The 24,788-nt window shown below is 65.2% G+C and carries 24 protein-coding genes and 1 tRNA gene; 9 read left to right on the forward strand and 16 right to left on the reverse strand.

Annotated features, from left to right (window positions below):
• Window positions 1-23: 23 nt before the first annotated feature.
• The 3 genes from WJU21_RS03005 to WJU21_RS03015 all read right to left on the reverse strand — a co-directional run bounded on the left by WJU21_RS03005 (window position 24) and on the right by WJU21_RS03015 (window position 2,557).
• Window positions 24-206 (reverse strand): hypothetical protein, encoded by a 183-nt coding sequence (locus WJU21_RS03005; protein ID WP_346321893.1) that lies wholly within the window; start codon window positions 204-206, stop codon window positions 24-26.
• A gap of 209 nt (window positions 207-415) precedes the next feature.
• Window positions 416-1,747: a hypothetical protein gene (locus tag WJU21_RS03010; protein WP_346321894.1), complete on the reverse strand. Its 1,332-nt coding sequence runs from the start codon at window positions 1,745-1,747 to the stop codon at window positions 416-418.
• Window positions 1,748-2,227: 480 nt separating this feature from the next.
• Window positions 2,228-2,557, reverse strand: coding sequence for a DUF1236 domain-containing protein (locus WJU21_RS03015; protein WP_346321895.1), 330 nt, complete (start codon window positions 2,555-2,557; stop codon window positions 2,228-2,230).
• 277 nt (window positions 2,558-2,834) lie between these two features.
• Between WJU21_RS03015 and WJU21_RS03020 the strand changes: the two genes are divergently transcribed.
• A complete protein-coding gene (locus tag WJU21_RS03020; RefSeq protein WP_346321896.1) occupies window positions 2,835-2,993 on the forward strand; it encodes a hypothetical protein in 159 nt (52 codons plus the stop codon).
• A gap of 546 nt (window positions 2,994-3,539) precedes the next feature.
• On the opposite strand, the gene WJU21_RS03025 is transcribed toward WJU21_RS03020, so the two are convergent.
• Window positions 3,540-3,616: transfer RNA gene (locus tag WJU21_RS03025), tRNA-Met, on the reverse strand.
• Between the two features lie 135 nt (window positions 3,617-3,751).
• Between WJU21_RS03025 and WJU21_RS03030 the strand changes: the two genes are divergently transcribed.
• A complete protein-coding gene (locus WJU21_RS03030; protein ID WP_346321897.1) occupies window positions 3,752-4,120 on the forward strand; it encodes a hypothetical protein in 369 nt (122 codons plus the stop codon).
• A 56-nt stretch (window positions 4,121-4,176) separates the two neighbouring features.
• Here the strand turns inward: WJU21_RS03030 and mnmA are convergent, their stop codons facing one another.
• Window positions 4,177-5,340, reverse strand: coding sequence for a tRNA 2-thiouridine(34) synthase MnmA (gene mnmA / locus WJU21_RS03035; protein WP_346321898.1), 1,164 nt, complete (start codon window positions 5,338-5,340; stop codon window positions 4,177-4,179).
• Window positions 5,341-5,448: 108 nt separating this feature from the next.
• Between mnmA and cysQ the strand changes: the two genes are divergently transcribed.
• Entirely contained in the window at window positions 5,449-6,213 is a 765-nt protein-coding gene (cysQ, locus tag WJU21_RS03040; protein WP_346321899.1) for a 3'(2'),5'-bisphosphate nucleotidase CysQ, read from the forward strand.
• Between the two features lie 12 nt (window positions 6,214-6,225).
• On the opposite strand, the gene WJU21_RS03045 is transcribed toward cysQ, so the two are convergent.
• The 3 genes from WJU21_RS03045 to WJU21_RS03055 form a co-directional block, all read right to left on the reverse strand.
• Window positions 6,226-6,801 (reverse strand): hypothetical protein, encoded by a 576-nt coding sequence (locus WJU21_RS03045; RefSeq protein WP_346321900.1) that lies wholly within the window; start codon window positions 6,799-6,801, stop codon window positions 6,226-6,228.
• 128 nt (window positions 6,802-6,929) lie between these two features.
• Window positions 6,930-7,559, reverse strand: coding sequence for a LysE family transporter (locus WJU21_RS03050; RefSeq protein ID WP_346321901.1), 630 nt, complete (start codon window positions 7,557-7,559; stop codon window positions 6,930-6,932).
• Complete coding sequence (locus WJU21_RS03055) at window positions 7,552-8,889, reverse strand: dihydroorotase (RefSeq protein WP_346321902.1); 1,338 nt, start codon at window positions 8,887-8,889, stop codon at window positions 7,552-7,554. Before WJU21_RS03055 ends, WJU21_RS03050 begins: the two co-directional genes overlap by 8 nt.
• Window positions 8,890-9,021: 132 nt before the next feature.
• Here WJU21_RS03055 and WJU21_RS03060 point away from each other — a divergent pair, with 132 nt between their 5' ends.
• Genes WJU21_RS03060 through WJU21_RS03070 form a run of 3 tightly spaced genes read left to right on the forward strand, consistent with a single transcriptional unit; the run spans window position 9,022 to window position 11,595 of the window.
• On the forward strand, window positions 9,022-9,891 hold the full coding sequence (locus WJU21_RS03060) for a folate-binding protein (RefSeq protein ID WP_346321903.1): 870 nt from the start codon (window positions 9,022-9,024) through the stop codon (window positions 9,889-9,891).
• Window positions 9,888-10,457 (forward strand): DNA-3-methyladenine glycosylase I, encoded by a 570-nt coding sequence (locus WJU21_RS03065; protein WP_346321904.1) that lies wholly within the window; start codon window positions 9,888-9,890, stop codon window positions 10,455-10,457. Before WJU21_RS03060 ends, WJU21_RS03065 begins: the two co-directional genes overlap by 4 nt.
• A 13-nt stretch (window positions 10,458-10,470) precedes the next feature.
• A complete protein-coding gene (locus tag WJU21_RS03070) occupies window positions 10,471-11,595 on the forward strand; it encodes a dienelactone hydrolase family protein (protein ID WP_346321905.1) in 1,125 nt (374 codons plus the stop codon).
• Window positions 11,596-11,744: 149 nt separating this feature from the next.
• Here WJU21_RS03070 and WJU21_RS03075 read toward each other — a convergent pair whose 3' ends face one another.
• From WJU21_RS03075 to WJU21_RS03090, 4 genes are all read right to left on the reverse strand, one after another.
• Window positions 11,745-12,620: a methylmalonyl Co-A mutase-associated GTPase MeaB gene (locus WJU21_RS03075; RefSeq protein ID WP_346322444.1), complete on the reverse strand. Its 876-nt coding sequence runs from the start codon at window positions 12,618-12,620 to the stop codon at window positions 11,745-11,747.
• A 57-nt stretch (window positions 12,621-12,677) separates the two neighbouring features.
• Window positions 12,678-15,344: a pyruvate, phosphate dikinase gene (gene ppdK, locus WJU21_RS03080; RefSeq protein ID WP_346321906.1), complete on the reverse strand. Its 2,667-nt coding sequence runs from the start codon at window positions 15,342-15,344 to the stop codon at window positions 12,678-12,680.
• Window positions 15,345-15,600: 256 nt separating this feature from the next.
• A complete protein-coding gene (glyS, locus tag WJU21_RS03085) occupies window positions 15,601-17,643 on the reverse strand; it encodes a glycine--tRNA ligase subunit beta (RefSeq protein WP_346321907.1) in 2,043 nt (680 codons plus the stop codon).
• Window positions 17,643-18,503 (reverse strand): glycine--tRNA ligase subunit alpha, encoded by an 861-nt coding sequence (locus WJU21_RS03090; RefSeq protein ID WP_346321908.1) that lies wholly within the window; start codon window positions 18,501-18,503, stop codon window positions 17,643-17,645. Before WJU21_RS03090 ends, glyS begins: the two co-directional genes overlap by 1 nt.
• 170 nt (window positions 18,504-18,673) lie before the next feature.
• Here WJU21_RS03090 and ppk2 point away from each other — a divergent pair, with 170 nt between their 5' ends.
• Window positions 18,674-19,594, forward strand: a complete 921-nt coding sequence (gene ppk2, locus WJU21_RS03095) for a polyphosphate kinase 2 (protein WP_346321909.1) — start codon at window positions 18,674-18,676, stop codon at window positions 19,592-19,594.
• Here the strand turns inward: ppk2 and WJU21_RS03100 are convergent.
• Complete coding sequence (locus WJU21_RS03100; protein ID WP_346321910.1) at window positions 19,591-20,544, reverse strand: phosphoribosylaminoimidazolesuccinocarboxamide synthase; 954 nt, start codon at window positions 20,542-20,544, stop codon at window positions 19,591-19,593. The genes ppk2 and WJU21_RS03100 overlap by 4 nt on opposite strands.
• 138 nt (window positions 20,545-20,682) lie before the next feature.
• Between WJU21_RS03100 and WJU21_RS03105 the strand changes: the two genes are divergently transcribed.
• Both WJU21_RS03105 and WJU21_RS03110 read left to right on the forward strand, forming a co-directional pair.
• Window positions 20,683-20,871, forward strand: coding sequence for a hypothetical protein (locus WJU21_RS03105; protein WP_346321911.1), 189 nt, complete (start codon window positions 20,683-20,685; stop codon window positions 20,869-20,871).
• Between the two features lie 137 nt (window positions 20,872-21,008).
• Window positions 21,009-21,302, forward strand: a complete 294-nt coding sequence (locus tag WJU21_RS03110; protein ID WP_346321912.1) for a hypothetical protein — start codon at window positions 21,009-21,011, stop codon at window positions 21,300-21,302.
• A gap of 5 nt (window positions 21,303-21,307) precedes the next feature.
• Here WJU21_RS03110 and WJU21_RS03115 read toward each other — a convergent pair whose 3' ends face one another.
• Genes WJU21_RS03115 through WJU21_RS03125 form a run of 3 tightly spaced genes read right to left on the reverse strand, consistent with a single transcriptional unit; the run spans window position 21,308 to window position 24,785 of the window.
• Window positions 21,308-22,066: a serine protease gene (locus WJU21_RS03115; RefSeq protein WP_346321913.1), complete on the reverse strand. Its 759-nt coding sequence runs from the start codon at window positions 22,064-22,066 to the stop codon at window positions 21,308-21,310.
• The gene (gene xrtA / locus WJU21_RS03120; RefSeq protein WP_346321914.1) at window positions 22,066-23,595 is read right to left on the reverse strand and encodes an exosortase A; all 1,530 of its coding nucleotides are present in this window, start codon (window positions 23,593-23,595) and stop codon (window positions 22,066-22,068) included. Before xrtA ends, WJU21_RS03115 begins: the two co-directional genes overlap by 1 nt.
• Complete coding sequence (locus WJU21_RS03125) at window positions 23,592-24,785, reverse strand: TIGR03087 family PEP-CTERM/XrtA system glycosyltransferase (RefSeq protein ID WP_346321915.1); 1,194 nt, start codon at window positions 24,783-24,785, stop codon at window positions 23,592-23,594. The genes xrtA and WJU21_RS03125 overlap by 4 nt, the downstream gene beginning before the upstream one ends.
• Window positions 24,786-24,788 lie beyond the last annotated feature (3 nt).

The following is a 24,788-nucleotide window of genomic DNA, read 5'->3' on the forward strand; positions in this document are numbered from 1 at the left end:
CTCTCGACGTTCCTGGCTGCACGTCAGCAGGCCAAGGGCCGGAACCACGGCTCGTTGAGAAGTGACCCGAACGTCCTGATTGCGCTTAAAAGCTGATTGGCGCCGATGGGCGCGCAGTTCTTGGCGGCGATGTCGGCGAAAGGGTGCTTCCAGACGAACCCCATGCCGCTGAAGATCGCCATCAGAACATAGGTCGACAGCGCCATCCAAGCCCGCCGGCACATGAATATACATGATGCGGACGGTATCCTTCTGCCGCGCATCCGGCGACGAGCCAACGAGCGCGAGGTACAATCCCAAGGCGCGCAAGTGGAGTCGGATTGGCCAGGCACCGGGAATCTGGCGTACGTGCCTTCCGAGAACAGCAAAAGGCTCCCCGGGACGAACCCGGGGAGCCTTTCCGAAGCCGTGCTCTCTACTTGTGGGCGTAGCTTTCGATAGTCACCTGGCGATCACCGATCGAGCTGCACACCAGCTGGAGCTGGCTGACATTTCGCTCGTCGCCAGGCAGATCGATGCGGTGAAAATCACCCTCGCGCAGACGACCGCGGTCACCGATGTCCAGATCCCGGGTCTTGCCATTACCGAAGGTGACGTAGACGCGGCTGCAACGGGCATCGCCGTTTACCGCGCGAAGACCCAGCGTGTCAACGCTCCGGCCCTTCCAACCGGTGGAAACCGCTTCCCGATCGCGCCTGCCTTCGAAACTGTCGGCGCCGAGGCGCACCCAGCCGTTCATGCGATCTTCATCACGGTAATTGCGGCGACCCTCATGGGCGTAGCTTTCGATAGTCACCTGGCGATCGCCGATCGAGCTGCACACCAGCTGGAGCTGGCGGACATTGCGCTCGTCGCCGGGCAGATCAATGCGGTGGAAATCACCTTCGCGCAGACGGCCACGGTCACCGATGTCCAGATCCTGGGTCTTGCCGTTACCAAAGGTGACGTAGACGCGGCTGCAACGGGCATCACCGTTTACTGCGCGGAGACCCAGTGTGTCGACGCTCCTGCCCTTCCAACCGGCGGAAACCGCTTCCCGATCGCGCCTGCCTTCGAAACTGTCGGCGCCGAGGCGCACCCAGCCGTTCATGCGATCTTCATCACGGTAATTGTGGCGACCATCACTGCGGCCATCTTGGCGATCATGTCCGCGGTCTGCCGTTACGGCGACGCCGAACAGGCTCGCCCAGGCCGGATTCCTTTGCCAGATATCGCTGAAACTACCCAGATCGGCCGCGATGTTGATGCGGGCATCACGCCGGCCTTCGGAGCGGCAGCGAAAGCCGAGCTTGCGGATCTGGCGCTCCTTGCCAGGGAGATCCACGGCGGTTGCGGCACCCTTGCGGATGCGCCCCTCGAATATCTGTCGCGTCTTGCCGTTGTTGAAAGTCGCGGTAACGGACTTGCAGATCACATCGTTACCCGATGCGGCCAATCTCAGCTTCTCGATCGGGCCGCCGAAATTGCCGTATTGCCGCTCGTGATCGCCGCCTCTATCGAAGTCGACGCTGCCGATGTCGCGCCATGCCACCTGCGCCGTCGACGGCCACGCCGACAGTGCCACGAAAGTCAATGCCGCGAGAGCTCCCACTTTGATCATGTAACCATCCAATCCTTGATTTGCGTTCTCTGGTCGCCAGGGCCGGACTACCAGGCGGGACCACGGTTCAGCCGAGAACTGCCTTGGTGTTGCCTTAACGTTGACTAGGTCTTGGCGGTTCCACGGCAAATCACGGCTGCGCGCCACCGTGCCTGTGTGGCGGTCTGCAGAAGCACATTAGGGTGGCAATCGTTACTCGAGGGCCAGACGGATCACTGCGGGGGAGGCAAACAGTGCGAAAGGATCAAGCGACAGACGATCGAACACCGGCGCTTGCAGCACCGCAAGCTCGCCGCCTAACATCAACCCCAGACGAGGCCAATCCTCCGCTAATCCAAGCCGAGATCTACGCCAAATGTTGTGACGACGGACACCGTCGGTTACCGGATCAACGAGACATCCGAAAATGTAACGCTTGGGGCAGAGGATGCCTTGGAGGCCGCCAAGTTCGTGAAATCCAAGCATGCAAATGCTTCGATCACGTATTCCCGCGCCGCCAATTCAGACGAGCGCGGACACGAGGATGTCACGGCATCTGGTCCGCGAGTGTCGGCCGTGAACGCAGCAAAGCCCCGCCAGATTGCTCCGACGGGCCTGATTGAGTGACGCTTCTACTATGAGGTGGATTTACCAGACGTGGACGATGCGCCGGCTGCTGCGTTCAACAACCGTCGGCGTGCCGTTGATGATCGTGTAGCTGTAGTGATCGGGGTTTTCCACCTTCATGGTTTCCGGCAGCGGATAGACCGTTACCGTACCCGGTAGTACCACGCCGATTTCCGCATTCAGCGCGGGATCGTTGATCGGAGCATAGTTTTTGGTCGTCGAATATTCTTTGATCACTGTCCCGTCGTCCGCGGTCCAAGTGGTTGTGGTTGTGGTCGACGATTCTGCGAAAGCAACGCCAGCGGTGAGTAGTGCTGACGCGGTAACGATTGAAAAAAGGATCTTCTTCATAAGTGACTCCATCGTGCCGGATTAAAGGGTTCTTCCTTAGCCGGCGGAGCGGCAACGCCGATTCAGATCTCGACCTGAACGAATCCTGTGTGCTGGAAGTTCCATGAAGGAGACGCCCAACGGCCCGGACGAACCTCATTTTCCGAGGAACCAGCCCGGCACGCGCCGCAAGTCCAACTTGGCAGGCCAGGCGCCGTGCGACATCTCACAGAGGTCGTTGCCAAGGCGGAACCAAGTCCCCGCATGGATGTTCATTAACAAATGCAGGGAGTCGATAATGATCGAAATGAAGCGGCGAGCACGGCGCAGTTCCAGCGTTTCAGGCGGGCAGATTCCGGGTGCGCAGGGCCGTCGCACGTACCCGATCGTCTTATCGATCGTTGGCCTGCTTGGGATTTTGTGGGTGAGTGGCGTGCTTTCCGCGTGGTTCGGCTAATGGCACCTTCGGGCATCTGAATCTTCCTCCCCACTGCTCGCCAACAAAGCGACGACAGCAACTTTCTTTCACGCAAATGGAAGAACCAATCCTGACGCCGGACAGTATTGGCATGCCAGTGGCTACCGACTCAGATGGGTTACGGTGACAGGGTTACGGATAGGGTTACGGTGACAGTGCACTCAACTATCCTTCGGCTTCGGGCCCCGGATTAAGGTGACAGTTCACTAAATATCCCATTCACCGCCGTACCGTACCTGTGCGCGGCCGCGCCGATCAGGTCCAGTTGCCGGTAGTCACAGAAGCACACGTGCTCGCGCCGGCTTTTCCGCTGCGTCACGTGATGCGACAGCCCGGGAACCCCCAACCGCGCCAATCTCCCCATAGTGCGCCTCCCCTGTCAGACCGGGAGAGGATGGCAGACAGGAGGTGGCAAGCAAACCGTCACCGTAATGCATCCGCCAGCCCACAAACGGGCGACACGGCATCGCCGCCGATGTCTCCGGGACAAACGGTACCGATCCGCAAAAGTCGCAAAAGGGATTTTGGTAGCGGAGGAGGGACTCGAACCCCCGACACGCGGATTATGATTCCGCTGCTCTAACCAGCTGAGCTACTCCGCCCCAAGGGGCGCGCCCCGGACGGGGCAACGAGGCGCGGATATACGGCGCGGGCGGGCGGTCTGTCAAGCCATCAGGGAACTGCGGGGGCGCGCTATCGTTAGTGCCCCAGTGAACAACCAGACAGAGGTCTTTCAGATGCGACTCCAAGCAGCCCTTATCGCGGCGTCGGTAGCCTTCGGCGCCCATGCCGCCCATGCCGAGGACGCCGACACCAAGGTCGAGAAGATTTACGAGGAGCACCAGCGCGAATCGCTGAAAGATGAGCAGAAGGCCGACATGAAGGCCACGACGGCTCTTCAGGAGGAGCAGCGCGAGGCGCTGAAGGACCGGCAGGACGTCCAGGACGAGGTGCTCGATCCGGTCACCGACGATGACGCCCTGAGCGAGGCCCAGGAAGACCAGCGCGAAAACCTCAAGGCGCACCAGAAGGCCGTCAACGAGGCGGTCAAGGAGCAGAACGAGGACAATCGTGAAGCCCTGAAGGACGCGCAGAAGACGAACTGAGCCTTCCCTGGCGGGAAGACACACGGCGCGGGCCACGGTCCGCGCCGTTTTCGTATCTAGAGGCTGGTGCGCTCGGCGCCCATGATCCAGCCGCCGCCCAGGACGCGCCCGCCGTCATAGACCACGCAGGCCTGGCCGGCCGAGACGCCCTCCTCGGGGGCCAGCAGCGCGACCACCGCCCTGCCCTCGCCCAGCGGCCTGATCCGCGCCGGCAGCGGCGGGCGGGTCGAGCGCACCTTTACCGCCACGTCCAGTCCTTGCGCCGGAATGGCGCTGCCCAGCCAGTTCAGATCCTTCACATAGACATCGGTAACCGCCAGCGCCTCGCGCGGGCCGACGACGACCTGCCGGGCGGCCGGATCGATCCGCACCACGAACAGCGGGCTGTTGCCGTCGGTGATGCCGCCGCCGATGCCCAGGCCGCGCCGCTGGCCGACGGTATAATGGATCACGCCGCCGTGCCGCCCCAGCACCCTGCCGTCCAGATGGACGATGTCGCCGGGCGCGCCGGCGCCGGGGCGCAGCTTCTCGATCACCGCGCCATAATCGCCCGACGGCACGAAGCAGATGTCCTGGCTGTCGGGCTTGTCGGCAACGTCAAGGCCGAAGCGGGCCGCATGGGCCCGCGTCTCGCCCTTGCTCATGCCGCCCAGCGGAAACCGCAGATAATCGAGCTGCTGACCGGTGGTGGCGAACAGGAAATAGGACTGGTCCTTGGCCGGATCGGCGGCCTGGTGCAACTCGGCGCCGTCCGGCCCGTCCATGCGCCGGACATAATGGCCGGTCGCCAGGCATTCGGCGCCCAGGTCGCGGGCGGTTTCGAGCAGGTCGCGGAACTTCACCGTCTGGTTGCAGCGGACGCAGGGGATCGGCGTCTCGCCGCGCAGGTAGCTGTCGGCGAAGTCGTCCATCACCGACTGGCGGAACCGGCTTTCGTAATCCAGCACGTAATGGGGAATGCCCAGCGCCTCGGCAACCCTTCTGGCGTCGTGAATGTCCGACCCGGCGCAGCACGCGCCCTTGCGGGCCACCGCCGCGCCGTGATCGTAGAGCTGCAGGGTGATGCCGACCACGTCATAGCCCGCCTCGGCCAGCAGCGCCGCCGTCACCGAGCTGTCGACGCCGCCCGACATGGCGACGACGACGCGCGAGGCGCCGGGCGCCTTGCCCAGTCCCAGGTCGATCGCGGGGGCCGCCCCATGCGCCGGTGCCGTCTGCATGGGGTGGCTATATAGCGGGAGGCCGCCTCTGGGCAAGGACGGCAATTCGTCGCCGCTGCCGCGCTTGCCGCGTGACTTGGTCAAATCCGCCCATTAAAAACCTGTCCCATGACACATCATGCCGCCCAGACTCACGCCGCCCTGTGCACCGAACTCCAGGCCATCGCCCGCGACGCCGGCGACGCCATCCTGGCCATCTACAACACCGACTTCGAGGTGCGCCGCAAGGACGATTCCTCGCCGGTCACCGAAGCCGACGAGGCGGCCGAGGCCGTCATCCTGAGGGGCCTGGCGCGAATCGCGCCGGATATTCCGGTGGTCGCCGAGGAAAGCGTCGCCGCCGGACACGTGCCCGACGTATCGGGCGGCCGGTTCTGGCTGGTGGACCCGCTCGACGGCACCAAGGAATTCATCAACCGGAACGGCGAGTTCACCGTCAACATCGCGCTGATCGAGGACGGCCATCCGGTGATTGGCGTGGTCTATGCGCCCGCCATCGGCCGCATGTTCTGCGGCTGGGGCGACAGCGCCACCGGAGACGGCGCGCCGATCAAGGCGCATCCCGTGCCCGACAAGGGCCTGACGGTGGTCGCGAGCCGGTCGCACCGGGACTACAAGACCGAGGAGTTCCTGAAGGACTTTGACGTCAAGGAACTGAAGGCCGCCGGCAGCTCGCTCAAGCTGTGCCTGATCGCCGCCGGCGAGGCCGACATGTATCCGCGGCTGGGCCGGACCATGGAATGGGACATTGCCGCCGGCCACGCCGTGCTGCGCGCCGCCGGCGGCACCGTCACCACTGTCGACGGCGCCGCGTTCCTTTACGGCAAGCCGGGTTTCGAGAACCCGTTCTTCATCGCCTGGGGCCGGCGCTGAGCGCCAGCCGGATCAGCGCGGCTCCTGGATCTTGCCCGACAGCGATGCGAGAACATCGCGGGCGTTGAACGCGCGCGGATCGTCCGGCCGCGGTCCCCTGCCCATCACGATCTCGGCGCTGGCTTCGTAGCGGTCGATGTTGCGGACATCGACGCCCCGGTCCCAGAACGGATCGCCCATATAGGGATCCCAGGTGCGCCAGCCAAAGCGCGGGCTGCTGTAGCGCCAGTACGGCGCCCAATAGGGATAGGGTCCGATGCCGCCATAGGCCCGGTCGATACGCGTCCGGGTGTGCCGGTCGGTGCCGCGCTGGACGGTCAGGAACCAATCGTAGCCGGTGCCTGCGGTCAGCTCGGCCGCCCGGTACAGCAGGTAGGTTTCCACCGTGTTCCGCGACGTCATGCTGTTGCCGCTGAACATGACGATGAAGCGATCCTGCTCCAGCCGCTGTTCGCTGTAGCCATAGCCGCTGGGTGCGTTGCGGCCAGGCTCGGCGGCGGGCTGGTATGGCGTGGCGCCGCCGCAGGCGCTCAGTCCGGCGGCCGCGAGCGCGCAAAGTCCCACGATGGGTCCAAGGTTTCTTGCCATGACAGTTCTCCCGTTGTTGCGGGGCCGGCCCGGCCATGTGCGGTTTCATGGGCCGGCCGCATGGGATGCGAACAACGGAAAGACGTTAATGTTCCGAAACAGGGCCGCAGATCGCGGTGGCCGGCGGCCTAGCTGAAGATCTTCAGCGTCACCGAATCCACCGCGTAGACCCCGAACAGCACCACCGCAATGGCGGTGATGCGGTTCAGCAGCAGCATGTGCCTGTCCTCGATCTTGCGGTGGAGCATGCCGATGATGAATACCAGCGCCACCCACCAGACCGCCGAGCCCACGAGCGTGCCCAGCACCACCTCGGCGGCGGCAGGCACGGTGAGGCCCGAACCGAGCCCCCAGGCCACGAACAGGGCAAGGAAGGCGGCGATGGTGATGGGATTGCTGACGGTCAGCAGGAAGGTCGCGGCCAGCGACCGGAACAGGCCATGGCCGTTGGTTTCGCGCTGCTCGTAATGGGGATGGGACAGCCACAGCTTGACGCCCAGCGCCAGCAGCATGATCGCGCCGGGAATACGGAACCAGGCTTCGTGCGCCTGGACGAAGGCAGCCACCGCAGTGATGCCCAGCGCCGCCACCAGCGCGAATGCGGCATCGCCCAGCGCCGCGCCGAGGCCGGCGACCAGGCCGGCGATCCGGCCGCAGGTGATGGTGCGATGGATGCACAGGATATTCACCGGCCCCATGGGCGCCGCGACGATTATGCCGATCAGCAGTCCCTTGATGAAAAGCGGCAGGCTATCCATGTGCCCGCAGGGTATCGTTGAACCGTACCGGGTGCCCTGCGGCGGAGTCGGCCAGCTGGCCGTCCCACATCACGCGTTGGCCCCGGATTATGGTGCCGATGGGCCATCCGGTGACGGTGCGTCCGTCAAACGGGGTCCATGCGGCACGGCTGGCGATCCAGCCGTCCTCGATGATCCTGGAGGCTTTCATATCCACCATTGTGTAGTCCGCGTCCCAGCCCACGGCGAGACGTCCCTTGCCGGCCATGCCCCAGATACGGGCCGGACCGGCGCTGGTGAGATCGACGAATTGCTGCAGGTTGAGCCGCCCGGCGTTGACGTGGTCCAGCATGATCGGCACCAGCGTCTGGACACCGGTCATGCCCGACGGGCTGGCGGGATAGGGTTTGGCTTTCTCGTCCAGCGTATGCGGCGCGTGGTCCGACCCCAGCACATCGACAATGCCGTCGGCGATACCCCGCCACAGGCCGTCGCGGTGGCGGGCGTCGCGGATCGGCGGGTTCATCTGCGCCCTGGTTCCCAGTTGCTCGTAGCACTCGGGACCGGCGAGGGTCAGGTGCTGCGGCGTCACTTCCACCGTGGCGATGTCCTTGTGGCGCGACAAGAGCTCGATCTCGTCGGCGGTGGTGATGTGCAGCACATGCACCCGCCTGCCCGCCTGACGCGCCAGTTTCAGCAATCTTTGGGTGGCGATGATCGCCGACTGGTCGTCGCGCACCACCGGATGGGTCAGCACGTTGCCTTCCTCGGCCAGTCCCTTGCGGTCGCGCATGCGCTGCTCGTCCTCGGAGTGGATCGACACCCGCCGCGAGCCGCTCTGCAGCACCCGCAGGATGGTCTCGTCCTCGTGGACCAGCAGATCGCCGGTCGAGGCGCCCATGAACAGCTTCACGCCGCAGCAGCCCGGCAGGCGCTCAAGCTCGCCAAGCAATTCCACGTTCTCGGCGGCGGCGCCCACATAGAACGCGTGGTCGCACCACATGCGGTTCAGCGCCCGGTCGAGCTTGTATTGCAGCGCGTCGGCGGTGGTCGTCGATGGCTTGGTGTTCGGCATCTCGAACACGGTGGTGACGCCGCCGAGCACAGCGCCGCGGCTGCCCGATTCGAGGTCTTCCTTGTGCTCGAGTCCCGGCTCGCGGAAATGCACCTGACTGTCAACGACGCCGGGCAGCAGGTGCAGGCCGGTCGCGTCGATCACCTGGGCGGCGCTCGCCCCGGACAAATCGCCGATGGCGGCGGTCTTGCCGTCGCGCACGCCGACATCGGCCTGGCCGATGCCGCGATGCGAGACGCAGGTTGCGTTGCGGATGAGAAGGTCGAAACTGGCCATGCGATCCGTGGTTCTGTTGGCCTTCGGGTTATATGTCACTAAATCGAGTTGCAAAAGCCCGTAACCCGGCACCACCATACATTACGCACCTGCCAGCCTCCCTGGAACGCGGGCGTCAAGAAGGAGAAGCCGTTGAAAAACGCGGTGTTACTGGAAGAACGTGGCATATTGGCCATCGGCGGATCGCAGCGCAGGGAATTTCTGCAGGGGCTGATTTCCAACGACGTGGAGCAGGTCGGCCCCTCCGGCGCCGTCTACGCCGCGCTGCTGACGCCCCAGGGCAAGTTCCTGTTCGAGTTTTTCATCGCCGAACTGGGCGACGTGCTGCTGCTCGACACCGACCGCGACCGCCTGCCCGACTTGCAGAGACGGTTGATGATGTACAAGCTGCGCTCGGATGCTGCCATCGCCGACCGCAGCGCGGATTTCGCCGTTTATGCGCTGCTCGGCCCCGTCGAAGGCATCGGCGGCACGCCCGGCGCCGCGCCGGACGTGGACGGCGGCGTGATCTTCGCCGATCCGCGCTCGGCCCGGCTCGGCGCCCGCGCGGTACTGCCGCGCGCCGGCGCCGCCGACGCGCTGGAGGGGATGGGATTCGCGCCGGCGCCATTCGTGGCTTATGAGGCGCTGCGCGTCGCAGTGGGCGCGGCCGATGCCCGCCGCGACCTGGAGGTGGACAAGACCCTGCTGCTGGAGGCCAATTTCGACACCTTCAACGGCGTGTCGTTCAGCAAGGGCTGCTATGTCGGCCAGGAACTGACCGCCCGCACCAAGTATCGCGGCAATGTCCGCCGCAGGCTTTACCCCGTGCTGTTTGAAGGCGCCGCCGCGCCGGGCGCCGAGGTGCTGCTGGGCGACAAGCCCGCGGGCCAGGTGCGCTCGGTCGCCGGCAACCGGGGCATCGCGTTGCTGCGCATCGAGGACGTGGACCAGGCCCGCGAACAGGGCGCGTCGCTGACTGCCGGGTCGGCCACGCTGCACGTGGAGGCTCTCGCGCCATGACCGAGCCCGTTCGCTGTTCCTGGCCGTCCAGTGACCCGCTCTATATCGATTATCACGACCGTGAATGGGGCGTACCCGAGCGCGACAGCCGGGCGCTCTATGAAAAGCTGATGCTCGACGGCTTCCAGGCCGGACTGGCGTGGATCACCATCCTGCGCAAGCGCGACAACTTCCGGAAGGCCTTCGACGGCTTCGAGCCGGAAAGAATCGCCCGCTATGACCAGCAGGACATTGCCCGGTTGTTGGGCGACGCCGGCATCATCCGTCACCGAGGCAAGATCGAGGGCGCCATCACCAGCGCACGGGCCTATCTGGAGATGCGCGAGCAGGGCACCTCGTTCTCCGACTATCTGTGGCAGTTCACCGGCGGCAAGACCATTCAGAACCACTGGACGGGCATGGACCAGGTGCCCACCGAGACCGCCGAGAGCCGGGCCATGTCGAAAGACCTGAAGACGCGCGGCTTCAAGTTCTGCGGCCCGACCATCTGTTATGCCTTCATGCAGGCCGTCGGCATGGTGAATGACCACACGGCGTCGTGCTTCCGGCACAAGGAGTTGAGTTAGGTAGTATTATCCAATGGCTTGGGGGACTTTCTTCAACATCCATATCGCCGCCATCCCGGCGAAGGCCGGGATCCAGACCTGGCCGATTGACGGCTGGAAATGGAGTTGCCGCATAGCCCTGGCATTGCTGCTGGTGATCCTGCTCACCGCCTGCGGCGCCAGCGCGCCGCCCGACCGCCAGACGATCGCCCTCGACAGCCGGACCTTGGGCTTCATCGACGAACTGGCCCATCCATCGGACGCGCTGCCGCAGCGGATCACCGGCAGCCTGATGATGCCGTCCGGCACGCCGGCGGGCGTCAAAGTCCCCGCCATGGTGATCCTGCATGGCGGCACCGGCCAGGGATCGCAGGACTGGTTCTACGCCCGGCTGCTGAACGAGTGGGGCATCGCCGCCCTGGCGGTGGACAGTTTCAGCGGACGCAAGGTCAAGGAAACCATCTTCGACCAGGCGGCGGTTTCCGAGGCATCGATCATCGCCGACGCCTACACGGCGCTAGGCATTCTAAGCAAGGACCCAAGAATCGATTCGCAACGCATTGGCATCATGGGTTTTTCCAAGGGGGCCGGCCCCGCGCTCCTTGCCAGTCTCGAACGCTTCCGCGGCACGCTGGCGACAGAGGACAGCCGCTTTGCCCTGCATGTGGCGTTCTATCCATGGTGCGGCTTCTCGTTCCTCGAGGAAACCGCAACCGGCGCGCCGGTACTGATCCTGAGCGGCGGTCTCGACCGGGTCACGCCCGCCGCGCTGTGCGCAGATTTCGCCGGCCGGCTGAAACACGACAATCCGGGACTGAGCATCGACATGCAGGTCTATCCGGCGGGCGGGCACGCATTCGATTACCCGCATCCCTATTTCCGCCTTGTCGAAAAGCTGCCGGTGCGCGGCAATCTGCCGGTGCGCTGCTTTTTCACCGAGACCGAGCCCAACGTGTTCGTGGAGCACGCATCGAACCTGACGGTTACCGCCGCCTCGGTGCGCTACGCGTTCGGATTATGCAGCGGCCCGGATCCCGCTGCGCAGGCGATCTACGATCCGGACGGTACGCGGGACGCCCTCGCCCGTTTCGAGGCATTGGTGCGCACCACCCTCTTGGGTCCGCCGCCGCAACCGGCTACAGTCGGTGCGGCACGGTAACGTCCTGAGTAAAGAACCGGTACAGGCGGCCCACAACATGACTTCGCGTAAACGCAAGGAACAGCAGCAGAGCAAGGAAAAGTGGCTCTGGATCGTCCTGGCCATCGGTGTGATCGGCGGGATCGTCCTGATGAGCATGTCCGCCTAGGCTACTGTTCCAGCAGCATCTTTCCCAATCGGGCTTCGCGGTCGAAGGGCGAGCCTTCGCGATGATCTATGGCGGGACCGAGCCGCTTGATTCCCTCGCGGCCGAAGCGGTCGCGCAGGCTTTCCTCCAGCCAGTGACCGTCTTGGGCGCGGCGCGAGTCGATCAGACGGTTATCCTCACCCAGCCATGACCAGCGATTGTCCACCGCGTCCCGCAGCATCTCCAGGCCGGTGCCCGAGGATGCCGAGGCGAGGAGCACCGGCACGTCCCAGCCATCGCCCGCGCTGTTCAGGCTGAGGGCACCCTTCACATCGGCGCGCGCGCGGATTGCAGGCTGGCCCATATCGGCCTTGGTGACGACGATGATATGCGGCACCTCCATGATGCCGGCCTTCATGAATTGCAGGCTGTCGCCCGAGCCGGGCTGGATGCAGAACACCACCGTGTCGGCGACAGTCACCACATCCGTCTCCGACTGACCCACGCCCACGGTCTCGACCAGCACGATGTCATAAACCGCGCGCATCAGCACCATGGCGGCAAAGGTCAGCGACGCCAGGCCGCCCAGCCGGTCGCGGGCTGCCATGGAGCGGACGAACACGCCCTGGTCCTCGGCATCGGTGGCAAGCCGCGTGCGGTCGCCCAGCAGGGCGCCGCCGGTGCGCTTCGACGATGGATCGACGGCGATCACCCCCACGGACCTGCCTTCGCTGCGCCAAGCGCGGATCAGCGCGCCGGTGAGCGTTGACTTGCCCACGCCGGGCGGACCGGTCAGACCGATGACATGGGCCCTGGGCGCCGCCCACGCCCTGTCCAGCAGGGCAACGACATCCGGGGCGCCGGGGTCGCGCTCGATGGCGGCCAGCGCCGCCGCCATGGCCGGCTTGGTGCCGGCTGCAAGGGTCTGAAAATCGGGGACCCGCGCGGCCAATCCTCAGTCCTTGGCGGGTGCGTTGTTGAGCGTCGCCTGCGCCGCCGCCAGCCGGGCGATCGGGACGCGGTAGGGCGAGCACGAGACATAATCGAGGCCGACCTCCTCGCAGAACGCGATGGACGCCGGATCGCCGCCATGCTCGCCGCAAATGCCGAGTTTGATCTCGGGGCGAGTGGCGCGGCCCTTTTCGGCGGCCATGCGCACCAATTGACCGACACCGTCCCGGTCGAGGGTCACGAACGGATCCCGTTCGTAGATGCCGTTGCGCAGATAATCCTCGAGGAAGCTGGCCGAATCGTCACGGCTGAGGCCATAGGTCGTCTGCGTCAGGTCGTTGGTGCCGAAGCTGAAGAACGCCGCCGTCTGGGCAATCTGGTCTGCCAGCAGCGCAGCGCGCGGCAGCTCAATCATGGTGCCGACGACGTATCCGTCGGCCTTGAAGCCCAGCTCCCTGGCGATGCCGTCGATCCTGCCCTTGAGGATGTCCAGCTCGCGCTTGGAGCCGACCAGCGGGATCATGATCTCGGGCACGACCGTATCGCCCGTCTGGCGATGCACCTCCTGCGCCGCCTCGAAGATGGCGCGGGCCTGCATCTCGTAGATCTCAGGATAGGAGATGCCCAGCCGGCAGCCACGGTGTCCAAGCATGGGATTGGTCTCATGCAGTTCGTTGGCGCGCTTGCGCATGGTGGCGAGCGAAACGCCGGCCTGTTCGGCGATCTCCTTCAGTTCCTCGTCGGTCTGGGGCAGGAACTCGTGCAATGGCGGATCGAGCAGCCGGATGGTGACCGGCAGGCCCTTCATGATGTGGAACAGCTCGGTAAAGTCCTCGCGCTGGACCGGCAACAGCTTGGCCAGCGCGGCGCGGCGCTCGGCCTCGGTTTCCGACAGGATCATCTCCCGCACCGCCATGATCCGGTCGGCCTCGAAAAACATGTGCTCGGTGCGGCACAGGCCGATGCCCTCGGCGCCGAACTGACGGGCGGTACGCGCGTCGAGCGGGGTTTCGGCGTTGGTGCGCACCTTCATGCGGCGCACATTGTCGGCCCAGCCCATCAGGGTGGCGAAGTCGCCGGAAAGCTCCGGATGGATTGTCGGCACCGCGCCCTTGATCACCTCGCCGGTCGAGCCGTCGAGCGTAATGATGTCCCCGCGTTTCAGCGTCTCGCCGGCCACCGACAGGGTGCCCGCAGCGTAGTCGATGCGCAGCGACCCGGCGCCGGACACACAGGGACGGCCCATGCCGCGGGCGACGACGGCCGCGTGACTGGTCATGCCGCCTCGGCTGGTCAGAATCCCCTTGGCGGCGTGCATGCCGTGAATGTCCTCGGGGCTGGTCTCGATGCGGACCAGGATCACGTCCCTGCCCTCGGACGCGCCGCGTTCGGCTTCGTCGGCGTCGAACACGATCATGCCGCTCGCCGCGCCGGGCGACGCCGGCAGACCGCGGGTCAGGATTTCCTTGTGGGCATCGGGATCGAGCGTCGGATGCAGCAGCTGATCGAGCGCCTCGGGATCCATGCGGCCGATCGCCTCGCGCTCGGTGATCAGCCCGTCATGGGCCATCTCGACCGCGATCTTGAGCGCTGCGGCGGCAGTACGCTTGCCGCTGCGGGTCTGCAACATCCACAGCCGCCCCTTCTGCACTGTGAATTCGATGTCCTGCATGTCGCGGTAATGGGCCTCGAGCTTGCCCATGATCTCGGACAACTCGCGGAACGTCTCGGGCAGCGATTCCTCCAGCGACGGATCGGTCTCGCCCGCCGCCAGCCGGGCTGCCATGCTGATGTAACGCGGCGTGCGGATACCGGCGACCACGTCCTCGCCCTGGGCGTTCAGCAGGTACTCGCCATAAAGTTCCCTGTTGCCGTTGGCCGGGTTGCGCGTGAAGGCGACACCGGTCGCCGAATCCTCGCCCATATTGCCGAACACCATCGCCTGCACGTTGACCGCCGTGCCCCAGGCTTCCGGAATGCCATGCAGGCGGCGATAGACCTTGGCGCGGTCGTTCTGCCAGGAATTGAACACGGCGCCGATGGCGCCCCAGAGCTGCTCGTTGGGATCGGCCGGAAAGGGCTTGCCCAGCTCTTCCTGAACCTTGTCCTTGTATGCCTCGACCAGCAGCTTCAGTTCGTCGACGCCGAGTTCGGTATCGAGCGTAACGCCATGATTTTCCTTGTGGATGTCGAGGATTTCCTCGAAGTGGTAATGATCCACTTCCAGCACCACATCGGAATACATCTGGATGAAGCGGCGGTAGCTGTCATAGGCGAAGCGCGGGTTGCCCGACAACGCGCCGAGGCCTTCGACGGTATCGTCGTTGAGGCCCAGATTGAGCACCGTGTCCATCATGCCCGGCATGGATGCCCGCGCGCCCGAGCGCACCGACACCAGCAGCGGATTGGCCTTGTCGCCGAACCTGGCGCCGACGATGCCCTCGACCTTGGTCAGGGCAGCCTCGAGCTGTTCTTTCAACTCGGCGGGATAGACGCGATTGTTGTCGTAATAGGCGGTGCAGACCTCGGTGGAGATGGTGAAGCCCGGCGGCACCGGCAGGCCCAGATTGCTCATCTCGGCCAGATTGGCACCCTTGCCGCCAAGCAGATTCTTCAGGCCGGCATCGCCTTCCGACGTGCCGCCACCGAAACTGTACACCCATTTAGTCATGCCGCACTCTCCACTGCCCATGAAGGATCATGGGGTCTTCTTATTACACCAGCGCGCTACCGCGATCACACACCAACATCGTCGTCCCCGCGCACGCGGGAATCCAGGCGGTGAAAGGGCTGTGGCCGCGATGAAGCGCTCCACAAAAAACTTCCCGATCGCAGTGTCGCCCCGCCGAGCCCTGCGAAGAACTGGGTTCCCACTTGCGCGGGGATGACGACTGTGAAAGCACGGCGCGCGCTTGGCAACGCCCGCCTCATCCCTCGATCTTCGAGAAATCCGCGACCTTGTTGAGCGTCGCACGAATCTGTGACAACAGCAGCAGGCGGTTGCGGCGCAGCTCCGGCTCCTCGGCGTTCACCGTCACATGGTCGAAGAATGCATCGACCGGACGGCGCAGGCCCGCAATCGCCACCATGGCATCGGTGAACCGCTCGGCCTTTACAGCCGCTTCCGCCTCTTTCATGGCGTCGCCGAGGCGCGCATGCAGCACCTTTTCCTCTTCCTGGGCCAGCCGCTCGTAGTCGGCGGCGCCGTCATAGGAAGCACTGTCCTTCTTTTCCTCGATGCGCACTATGTTGGTGGCGCGCTTGTACGCCGCCAGCAAGTTGACGCCATCCTCGGTGTCGAGAAAGCCCTGCAGCGCCTTCACCCGGTCGAGCAGACGCACCAGATCGTCCTCGGCGCTGAGCGCGAAGACGGCGGTGATGAGGTCGTGGCGCACGCCCTGCTCGCGCAGATAGACCTTCAGGCGATCGGCAAAAAATTCCAGCAGTTGCAATGCTGTATCGGGTGATGCTCCAGCACTCTGGAAGACATCGAGCAGCCTCAGCCGCAGCCCGTTCTCCAGCACCAGCCGGATCACGCCGAGCGCGGCGCGGCGCAGCGCGAACGGGTCCTTGGAGCCGGTCGGCTTCTCGTCGACGCCGAAGAAGCCCACCAGCGTGTCGATCTTGTCGGCCAGGGCGACGGCGACGCTGACCGGCGCGGTCGGGCACTTGTCGCCCGGACCCTGCGGCCGGTAGTGATCGGCGATGGCTTCGGCCACCTCGGCCGGCTTGCCTTCGGCGAGGGCGTAGTAGCGGCCCATGATGCCCTGCAGTTCGGGGAACTCGCCCACCATCTCGGTGCGCAGATCCGCCTTGGCGAGACCGGCGGCTTCCCTCGCCTGTTCGGGATCGGCGCCGGGAATTGACTTGCTGAGTTCCACGGCCAGCGCGGTGACGCGGCGGACCTTTTCGCCCAAGGTGCCCAGCTTCTCGTGGAACACCACCTCCTCCAGCGCCGGCAGGCGCGCGGCCAGCGGCGTCTTGCGGTCCAGGTCCCAGAAGAACTTGGTGTCGGACAGGCGGGCGCTCAGCACGCGCTCGTTGCCGGCGACGATGGCCTTGCCGCCGTCCTTCGCCGCCAGGTTCGACACGATGGCGAAACGCGGCGCCAGATGGCCCGCCCTGTCGCGGAACATGGGGTATTTCTGGTGGGTCTTGATCGCCGAGATCAGCGCTTCCGGCGGCACGTCCATGAACGCCTGGTCGATGGTGCCGACCAGGATCACCGGCCATTCCACCAGACCGGCGACCTCGTCGAACAGCCCGTCATCCTCGATCGGCAGCAGGCCGTTCTGCTGGCCGTACAGGTCGAGATGCTCGCTGATGTCCAGCTTGCGCTCGCGCGGGTCGACGATGACGTTCGCCTTGCGCAGCGTCTCCTTGTAGTCGGCGAAGCCGGCGACCGCAAAGCTCGAAGGCGCGAGGAAACGGTGACCCACGGTGCTGTCGCCGCTGGCGATGCCGTCGACGTCGAACGGTACGATCTTGCCGTCGAACAAGGCGATGATCGAGTGCAGCGGGCGCACCCAGGTCAGGCTGCCGGCGCCCCAGCGCATGGACTTGGGCCACGGGAACGATCGGATCACCTCGGGCACGATCTGGGCGATCACGTCGGCGGTCGCCCCGCCCTGCTTCTCGATAATGGCGACGAGGAAGGTGCCCTTCTTGTCCTCGACCTCGGTCAGCTGGTCGCGGGTCAGGCCGGTGGAGCGCAGGAAGCCGTCGATGGCCTGGGCCGGCGCGTCGATCCTCGGGCCCTTGCGCTCTTCCTTGACGTCGGGTTGGGCGACGGGCAAGCCGTCGATGACGAGCGCCAGTCGGCGCGGCGTCACGAAGGCATCGGCCTTCGAAAAGTCCAGGCCGGCGGCCTTCAGCTTCTCGGAGACGAGCCGCTTCAGGTCCTCGGCGGCGCGGGCCTGCATGCGGGCGGGAATCTCCTCCGAGAGGAGCTCGAGCAGGAATTCGGCCATTATGCGGCCTCCTGGCTCTTCAGCCATGCCTCGCAGCAGGCCTTGGCCAACGCCCGGACGCGGCCGATATACGCCTGCCGCTCGGTCACCGAGATCACGCCGCGGGCGTCCAGCAGGTTGAAATTGTGGCTGGCCTTGATGCACTGGTCATAGGCCGGCAGCGCGAGGCCGGCGGCCAGCATCGCCTGGCATTCGCCCTCGGCGTCGCGGAAGTGCTGGAACAGGATGTCGGTGTTGGCCTTCTCGAAATTGTAGGTCGACTGCTCCCGCTCGTTCTGCAGGAACACGTCGCCGTATTTGACGCCGTTGCCGTAGTTGAGGTCGTAGACGTTGTTCACGCCCTGGATATACATGGCGAGGCGCTCGAGTCCGTAGGTCAGCTCGCCCGAGACCGGGCTGCAATCGATGCCGCCAACCTGCTGGAAATAGGTGAACTGGCTGACTTCCATGCCGTCGCACCACACTTCCCAGCCCAGGCCCCAGGCGCCCAGGGTCGGGCTTTCCCAGTCGTCCTCGACAAAGCGCATGTCGTGAATGGCCGGATCAAGACCCAGCTCCTTCAGCGAACCGAGATAGAGTTCCTGGATGTCGGGCGGCGACGGCTTGAGGATCACCTGGAACTGATAATAGTGCTGGAGCCGGTTCGGATTCTCGCCGTATCGGCCGTCCTTGGGCCGCCGCGACGGCTGCACATAGGCCGCCTTCCAGGGCTTCGGGCCCAGCGCCCTGAGCGTGGTCGCCGGATGGAAGGTACCCGCGCCCATTTCCACGTCGTAGGGCTGCAAAATCACGCAACCCTGCCGGGCCCAATAGGCCTGCAACTTCAGTATCAGGTCCTGAAAGGACGGCGCGTCGGACATGGCGTGCGGAAACCCCTGTGGAAGGCGCGCGCACCGTAGCGTCGGGGTTGTTGCCGGTCAAGGAAACGCAGTGCGCGCAAGGCCGTCACGCAGCCAGGTTGCAACAAAACTGTAAACCAGCCGTGTTTCTATGGCCCGCCGTCACAAAGGCGGCCGACAGGAGACGCGACATGGTCAATCCGGACAATCAGAACGAAGAGCTCGACTGGCTCGAGGCCGAGTTGGCCGACACGCTCGACGAGGATTACGAACTGGAACTGTCCGAGCCTGCCCTGTCCATGGAGATCCGCAAGATCTACAAGCGGACCCATCCCGACACCATCGACCGGCAAACCTATTTCCGCTCGCTCCTCAAGCTCCAGTCCGAGCTGATCAAGCTGCAGGACTGGGTGGCCAGCACGAAGAAGAAGGTGGTGGTGCTGTTCGAGGGCCGCGACTCAGCCGGCAAGGGCGGCGTGATCAAGCGCATTACCCAGCGCCTCAACCCGCGCATCTGCCGCGTCGTGGCCCTGCCCGCGCCCAGCGACCGCGAAAAGACGCAGTGGTATTTCCAGCGTTACGTGCCGCATCTGCCGGCGGGCGGCGAGATCGTGCTGTTCGACCGGTCCTGGTACAACCGCGCCGGGGTCGAGCGCGTAATGGGCTTCGCCTCCGAGGAACAGGTCGAGCGGTTCTTCAACGACGTGCCCGAATTCGAGCGCATGCTGGTGCGCGACGACACCATCCTGATCAAATACTGGTTCTCGATCACCGACGAGGAGCAGCAGATGCGCTTTCTCGTACGCATCCACGATCCGCTGAAGCAGTGGAAGCTCAGCCCCATGGACCTGCAGTCGCGGGTGAATTGGGAATCCTACACCCGGGCCAAGGAAGAGATGCTGGCGCGCACCAACATTCCCGAGGCGCCGTGGTACATCGTCGAGGGGAACGACAAGAAGCGCGCCCGGCTGAACTGCATGGAGCATCTGCTGGGGCTGATCCCCTACCAGCCCGTCGAGCACCCGGTCATCGACCTGCCCGAGCGCGTCTTCAATCCCGATTATGAGCGCCGCGTGCTGCCGCCCGAACTCTACGTGCCGGAGAAGTACTAGAAAAACCGCTCCAGGTTCCGCCGTACCCGCTCGAGCGGCGATGCGCCCGAGGAAACAGGCGTGAACTTCTGGCCGGTGATGGTCTCGAAGGCCTTGATGTAAACGCGGCTGGTCTGCTCGATCAGTTCGGCGGGGATTTCCGGGATCGGGTCCTTGTAGGGATCGCAGCGGGCGACCACCCAGGCGCGGACGAAGTCCTTGTCGAAGCTGTCGGGGCGCTCGCCGGCGTCGAAGCGTTCCGGATAGGTGCCGGCGATCCAGTAGCGGCTGCTGTCGGGCGTGTGGATTTCGTCGGCCAGCACGATGCGGCCGGTTTCGTCGGTGCCGAACTCGTATTTGGTGTCGACCAGGATCAGGCCCTGCTGGGCGGCAAGCGCCTGGCCGCGGGCGAACAGCGCCAGCGAATAGCCCGCGACGGTGTTCCACTGTTCCTGGGTCAACAGCCCCTGCCCGATGATCTGCTCCGGCGTCAGCGGCTCGTCGTGGCCGCCGTCGAACGCCTTGCTGGTGGGCGTAAGGATGGCCTTGGGCAGCTTCTGGTTGTCGCGCAGGCCATCTGCGAAACGATGGCCGTACATCTCGCGCGCGCCGCTCTTGTATAGCGTCAGGATCGAGGTGGCCGTGGAGCCGGCCAGATAGCCGCGCACCACCATCTCGACCGGCAGGATATCGAGCCGCTTGCCGACCACCACATTGGGATCGGGATATTCGAGGACGTGATTGGGACAGAGGTCGCGGGTGGCCTCGAACCAGTATTTTGCGGTCTGCGTGAGCACCTGACCCTTGTAGGGAATCGAGCACAGAATGCGGTCGAAAGCACTCAGCCGGTCGGTGGCGATGATGATGCGCCGGCCATCCGCGAGATCGTAGTTCTCCCGTACCTTGCCACTGTAATGATTGGGCAATTCGGGAATGAAGGCGTCGGTGAGCGTGGGCGCGTCGCTGGGCATCGTCTGGGTTTCCGGAGAATCGGTCGCAGACCCTAACACAGGTCGTCGCGCGGCCGGAAATCAGTTCAGGGGTCGTTTCGGGAAAACCACTAATGCGTTTGGCCCGAGGCCCCCGCGGGAAACGATGCATGAAAGATTATGGATAAAGCCCGGCACCTGAAATCGCTGGTGTCGTGGTTCGTCACAAGCGGGCGTACCTTTCGCGTCCGCGTCGAGCGGTTTGTCGAACTGCGGCTGCTGAAACGACTGATCGACCTGCTCGACATCGATGTTGTCCTCGACGTGGGCGCGCGCCGGATGGGTCGGTGGTCGAGAGGAACTGCCTGATGAAGCGATCCTGACCGCCGTCGCCGCGTATCGCGCAACCGCACAGGGATCAATCGCCGCAACGCGGCGTTTGTTGAGTGTCCCGCATCCATTGCGAACCCGCGAAGGGTTCTGGCACGAAACAAGAGGTTGTTGTCATGACATGGAGAACCAGATTTCTCGCCGCGCCTGCCGTCGCCTTTGCCGCACTGCTGGCAATGCCCGCCGCCGGGCTGATCTCACCTGCCCATGCGGCCTGTGCCCCGGGCGACAAGATCAACGCCAGTACGGCCGAATGGGCCGCCGAGCAAGCGCGCGAGGCCGGCTATAGCAACATCAGCATGCAGCGAAAGGGCTGCGACAATTACTGGCACGGCATCGGCTCGAAGGACGGCCAGACGGGCCGCTTCGTGGTTTCGCCGGACGGCGAGGTGCTGCCCGAAGGCGACTGACCGCCTCAGGGCTCCAGGCCCGCCTTCCTGAGCATCTCGATGGCCGGCGGGATCGGCATGGCGAAGGTGATGCCGGACGGCCGGTCGAGGGCGCTGTCCTTGGTCTGCTGGACATAGGTCGAGTTGATGACGCCGACCACGGCGCCATCCGATGGATCGACCATGGGGCCGCCGCTGTTGCCGGGAAAGCTGGTCGCGTCGAGTTGATAGGCCATGATCTTCCTGTCGATGGCCCGGATCATGTCGGGCGTCAGTTCTCCGGGCGTGACCTGCGCCCGGGCGATCGGCGTGATCGCCGACACGATGCCGCGGTGCGTGGCGGGATAGAGGCCGTAGACCGCGCCGATCGGATAGCCGGTGAACGCCACCTCCTCGCCCTCGCTGAGCGGTACGCCCAGGAACAGGCGCAGCGCCGGCAGCGTCTTGCCCTCGATCTTCAGCAGCGCCATGTCGTGGTCGGAATCGGCCGCGATCTGCATCACGCGGACTATCTCGGCATCGTCGCCCTGCCCCACATACATCGACAGCGATCCGGCCGGCACGCCGCGCACTACGTGCAGCGCGGTCAATATGTGGCCGCCATCGCCCACGGCGAAGCCGGTGCCCAGAATCACATCCTGCGGCCGACGGGTTTCCTCGTGGGTGCCGATGGCCACGACGCTGGGCTTCACGGCGGCGATCAACTCGACAACGGGGCCGTCGGCGCGGGCCGGGACCGTGCAGCACACGGCCAGCAGCAGCGCCGAAGCCAGCATCCGGCGCATCAGCGGTCTCCCAGCAGGGATACAGGTGACAGGGCCGTGACCAGGTTCTGCACCTGGGCAGTCAGCGTGGCCATGTCGGCATCCTCGTCGATGGCGATCGCAATCACGCCGGACATGGAGTCCTTGTAGAAGAGACGCACCTTCGTGGTTTCGATTTTCGCCATAACGTCGCTGCTCACATTGCCTCCGCCAACCCGGTACCAGTAGAACACCACGCGCTTGCGATCCGGCTGCGCGAGGCGGACATATCGGACGGTGACAGGCTCTCCGTCAACCTCCAGCGTCGCTTTCCGCCGTTCGCCCAGGCTGTCCCAGCCGCTACCGGCCAGATCGTTGCCATAGCCGACCAGTTCGCCCGCCGCCGTCTTCTGCAGATAGCGGGCCATGTAGACATCGATGGCGGTGCCGCCCTTGCTGTACCGGGCAAGCAATTCTTCGTCGGCGCCCGCGAAGACCGGCCGCCAGTCGAGTCCCATATAGGCCGTGCGGCGCCAGTCGCCGGCCTGCGGCGGCGCGGAAAGCACGGCCCCGGCGGGCGCCGTGCCGGCCAGCCGGATATTGCTGGAATAGGCGGCGAGGACTCCGGCCAGCACCGCCAGTGCGCCAATGACCGCCAGCTTGCGGCGGAAGCCGGCCGGCGCGGTCTCGGCGGAGAACACCGCCGGGCGGCGCTGGGGCGGCGGCTCGGCGAACAGCCAGCAGATGCCGATATAGACCGCCAGAACGAACAGGAAGAACCAGAAGCCGTAGATGATGTGATCTACGTCCATGCCGCGCCGGCCCTCGGTATGATAGGCGATCAGCACGATCCCCACGGCGCGGACCCAGTTGGCGACGATGGGCACGGCCACGGCCACCAGCACGGCAGCCACCCGCCGCGGCCAGCTTCGGTACAGCAGATAGGCCGTCAGCAGGCCGATCTGGAACATGGCGGTCAGGTAACGGATGCCGGAACATTCGCGGGCGACCTGGAAGCGATGCCAGGGCTGGATGCCGTCCTGCAGGGTAATCATGAAGCCATCGGTCGTGGTGGCGACTCCGGTCAACTCGACGAACCAGACCACCACATCCGCCGTCCAGCGCTGTAGCGTGGGAACGAGAAAATCGCCCATGGGGGCCAGGAACAGCATGAACATCAGCGGGAACAGCAGCACACGCACGACGGGCCAGCCGAACAGGGCCAGCACAAGGCCCTGGACCATGCCGATCAGCGCAACCTGCTGCACCACCTGCACCTGTCCCGCGGCGCCCAGCACCCAGCCCAGCGCCGCCAGCAACACCACGGCCAGCCCGCGCCAGTCTGCTCGCGGCATCACACGCGCCAGACGGTCGCGGTCCTCCCACACCAGATAGGCCAGGATCAGCGGCACCAGATAGGTGTGCTGGTAACTGTCATTGCCGCGCCAGGTCGCTTCCATGGACAGCGCCGTGCGCCAGAACAGGGCAATCAGAGCGGCGGCGGATACAGCGAACACGGCGACCGTGTAGCGCCAGCGCGACCACGATCGAAGCATCGGGTCGGCACTCATGGCTGGAGCACCCGGTCGAGCACCTTCAGATTGGCCTCCCAGCCATAGTTCGCCAGCACCCGGCGGCGCGCCGCCTGGCCATCCGGCATGCCCGGCTGGCCGGAAAGCACGGCGGTGACCGCCTCGGCCATGGAAGCGGCGGTGTCGGCCACGGCCACCTCGCCCGGCTGCAAGCCGGTCAGCCCCTGCGCCGCATGACGACTGATGACCACCGGCTTTTCCATGGCCATGGCCTCAAGCACCTTGTTCTGAATGCCGCGCGCCACCCGCAGCGGCGCGACGATGCAATCGGCATGGGCGATATAGTCCCGCGTGTCGGCAATGGCGCCGGTCACCGTCACGCCCGGCAGGCCCGCCAGCGCCTGCACCTCGGGCGCAGGCTTGAACCCCACGATATAGAACCGGGCTTCGGCCACACGCTGGCGTATCAGCGGCAGGATCTCGCGCGCGAACCAGCACACCGCGTCCACATTGGGCCAATAATCCATGGCGCCGGTGAAGGCGATCATCGGCCCGCCCGCCGGAAAGGGATCTGGGTAACCGCGCGCCGGCGAGAACCGATCGGTATCGACGCTGCTGGTCAGCGCGAACGTCTTCCCGGCCGCCTGAGGCACCCGGTCGCGGAACAGCGCCGCCTCGGGCTCGGAGACCAGCAGGCAGGCATCGACCTGCCCGGCCACCTGCGCCTCGAAGCGGCCCAGCGTGCGTGCCTCGCGTTCGTACAACAGGCGCATGGGTCCCGACTGCGCCTTGGCGTATTGCGCCCATTTGTCGGAATCCACGTCGACCAGGTCCATGACGGTGCGCAGGCCCGACAGCGCATCCAGATAGACGCCGGTCTGTGAGGAATACAGGAAGGCAGTACGCGGTTTCACCGCCGCTACGGTGGCGCGAACCCAGTCGCGCATGGCGGCGTCGCGGTAGCAGGCAACACTCAGCGCCTCGCCGCGCAGCAGGCCGGTGAGGCTGCGCAGCCGCGAGCGCAGCCGCGGAAGCGGGGCGAAGAACGTGCCGGCGCATAGGCGCTCCAGCATATCCGTATGCTGCCAGTCCGCCGGATCATCGATGAAGCATCCCAGATGCACCCGGTAGCGTGCCGCCAGGTGCTGCAGGATGTGCCACGAGCGTATCTTGTCGCCCTTGTTGGGCGGATACGGGATTCGGTGCGCCAGGTAGAGCAGGTCCTCCATGGC

This window comes from Emcibacter sp. SYSU 3D8 (assembly GCF_039655875.1).
Taxonomy (GTDB): domain Bacteria; phylum Pseudomonadota; class Alphaproteobacteria; order SMXS01; family SMXS01; genus RI-34.

Coding starts and splice junctions, on each gene's coding strand:
- WJU21_RS03050 (WP_346321901.1), bottom strand. CDS start 7,559: ATGGATAGCCTGCCGCTTTTCATCAAGGGACTGCTGATCGGCATAATC.
- ppk2 (WP_346321909.1), top strand. CDS start 18,674: ATGGTCAATCCGGACAATCAGAACGAAGAGCTCGACTGGCTCGAGGCC.
- cysQ (WP_346321899.1), top strand. CDS start 5,449: ATGACACATCATGCCGCCCAGACTCACGCCGCCCTGTGCACCGAACTC.
- WJU21_RS03045 (WP_346321900.1), bottom strand. CDS start 6,801: ATGGCAAGAAACCTTGGACCCATCGTGGGACTTTGCGCGCTCGCGGCC.
- WJU21_RS03075 (WP_346322444.1), bottom strand. CDS start 12,620: ATGGCGGCGGCGCTGGCCGCCATCGAGCGCGACCCCGGCGCCCCGGAT.
- WJU21_RS03115 (WP_346321913.1), bottom strand. CDS start 22,066: ATGCGCCGGATGCTGGCTTCGGCGCTGCTGCTGGCCGTGTGCTGCACG.
- WJU21_RS03110 (WP_346321912.1), top strand. CDS start 21,009: ATGACATGGAGAACCAGATTTCTCGCCGCGCCTGCCGTCGCCTTTGCC.
- glyS (WP_346321907.1), bottom strand. CDS start 17,643: ATGGCCGAATTCCTGCTCGAGCTCCTCTCGGAGGAGATTCCCGCCCGC.
- WJU21_RS03090 (WP_346321908.1), bottom strand. CDS start 18,503: ATGTCCGACGCGCCGTCCTTTCAGGACCTGATACTGAAGTTGCAGGCC.
- WJU21_RS03055 (WP_346321902.1), bottom strand. CDS start 8,889: ATGGCCAGTTTCGACCTTCTCATCCGCAACGCAACCTGCGTCTCGCAT.
- WJU21_RS03100 (WP_346321910.1), bottom strand. CDS start 20,544: ATGCCCAGCGACGCGCCCACGCTCACCGACGCCTTCATTCCCGAATTG.
- mnmA (WP_346321898.1), bottom strand. CDS start 5,340: ATGCAGACGGCACCGGCGCATGGGGCGGCCCCCGCGATCGACCTGGGA.
- xrtA (WP_346321914.1), bottom strand. CDS start 23,595: ATGAGTGCCGACCCGATGCTTCGATCGTGGTCGCGCTGGCGCTACACG.
- WJU21_RS03105 (WP_346321911.1), top strand. CDS start 20,683: ATGGATAAAGCCCGGCACCTGAAATCGCTGGTGTCGTGGTTCGTCACA.
- WJU21_RS03065 (WP_346321904.1), top strand. CDS start 9,888: ATGACCGAGCCCGTTCGCTGTTCCTGGCCGTCCAGTGACCCGCTCTAT.
- WJU21_RS03070 (WP_346321905.1), top strand. CDS start 10,471: ATGGCTTGGGGGACTTTCTTCAACATCCATATCGCCGCCATCCCGGCG.
- WJU21_RS03125 (WP_346321915.1), bottom strand. CDS start 24,785: ATGGAGGACCTGCTCTACCTGGCGCACCGAATCCCGTATCCGCCCAAC.
- WJU21_RS03020 (WP_346321896.1), top strand. CDS start 2,835: ATGATCGAAATGAAGCGGCGAGCACGGCGCAGTTCCAGCGTTTCAGGC.
- WJU21_RS03015 (WP_346321895.1), bottom strand. CDS start 2,557: ATGAAGAAGATCCTTTTTTCAATCGTTACCGCGTCAGCACTACTCACC.
- WJU21_RS03005 (WP_346321893.1), bottom strand. CDS start 206: ATGGCGCTGTCGACCTATGTTCTGATGGCGATCTTCAGCGGCATGGGG.
- ppdK (WP_346321906.1), bottom strand. CDS start 15,344: ATGACTAAATGGGTGTACAGTTTCGGTGGCGGCACGTCGGAAGGCGAT.
- WJU21_RS03030 (WP_346321897.1), top strand. CDS start 3,752: ATGCGACTCCAAGCAGCCCTTATCGCGGCGTCGGTAGCCTTCGGCGCC.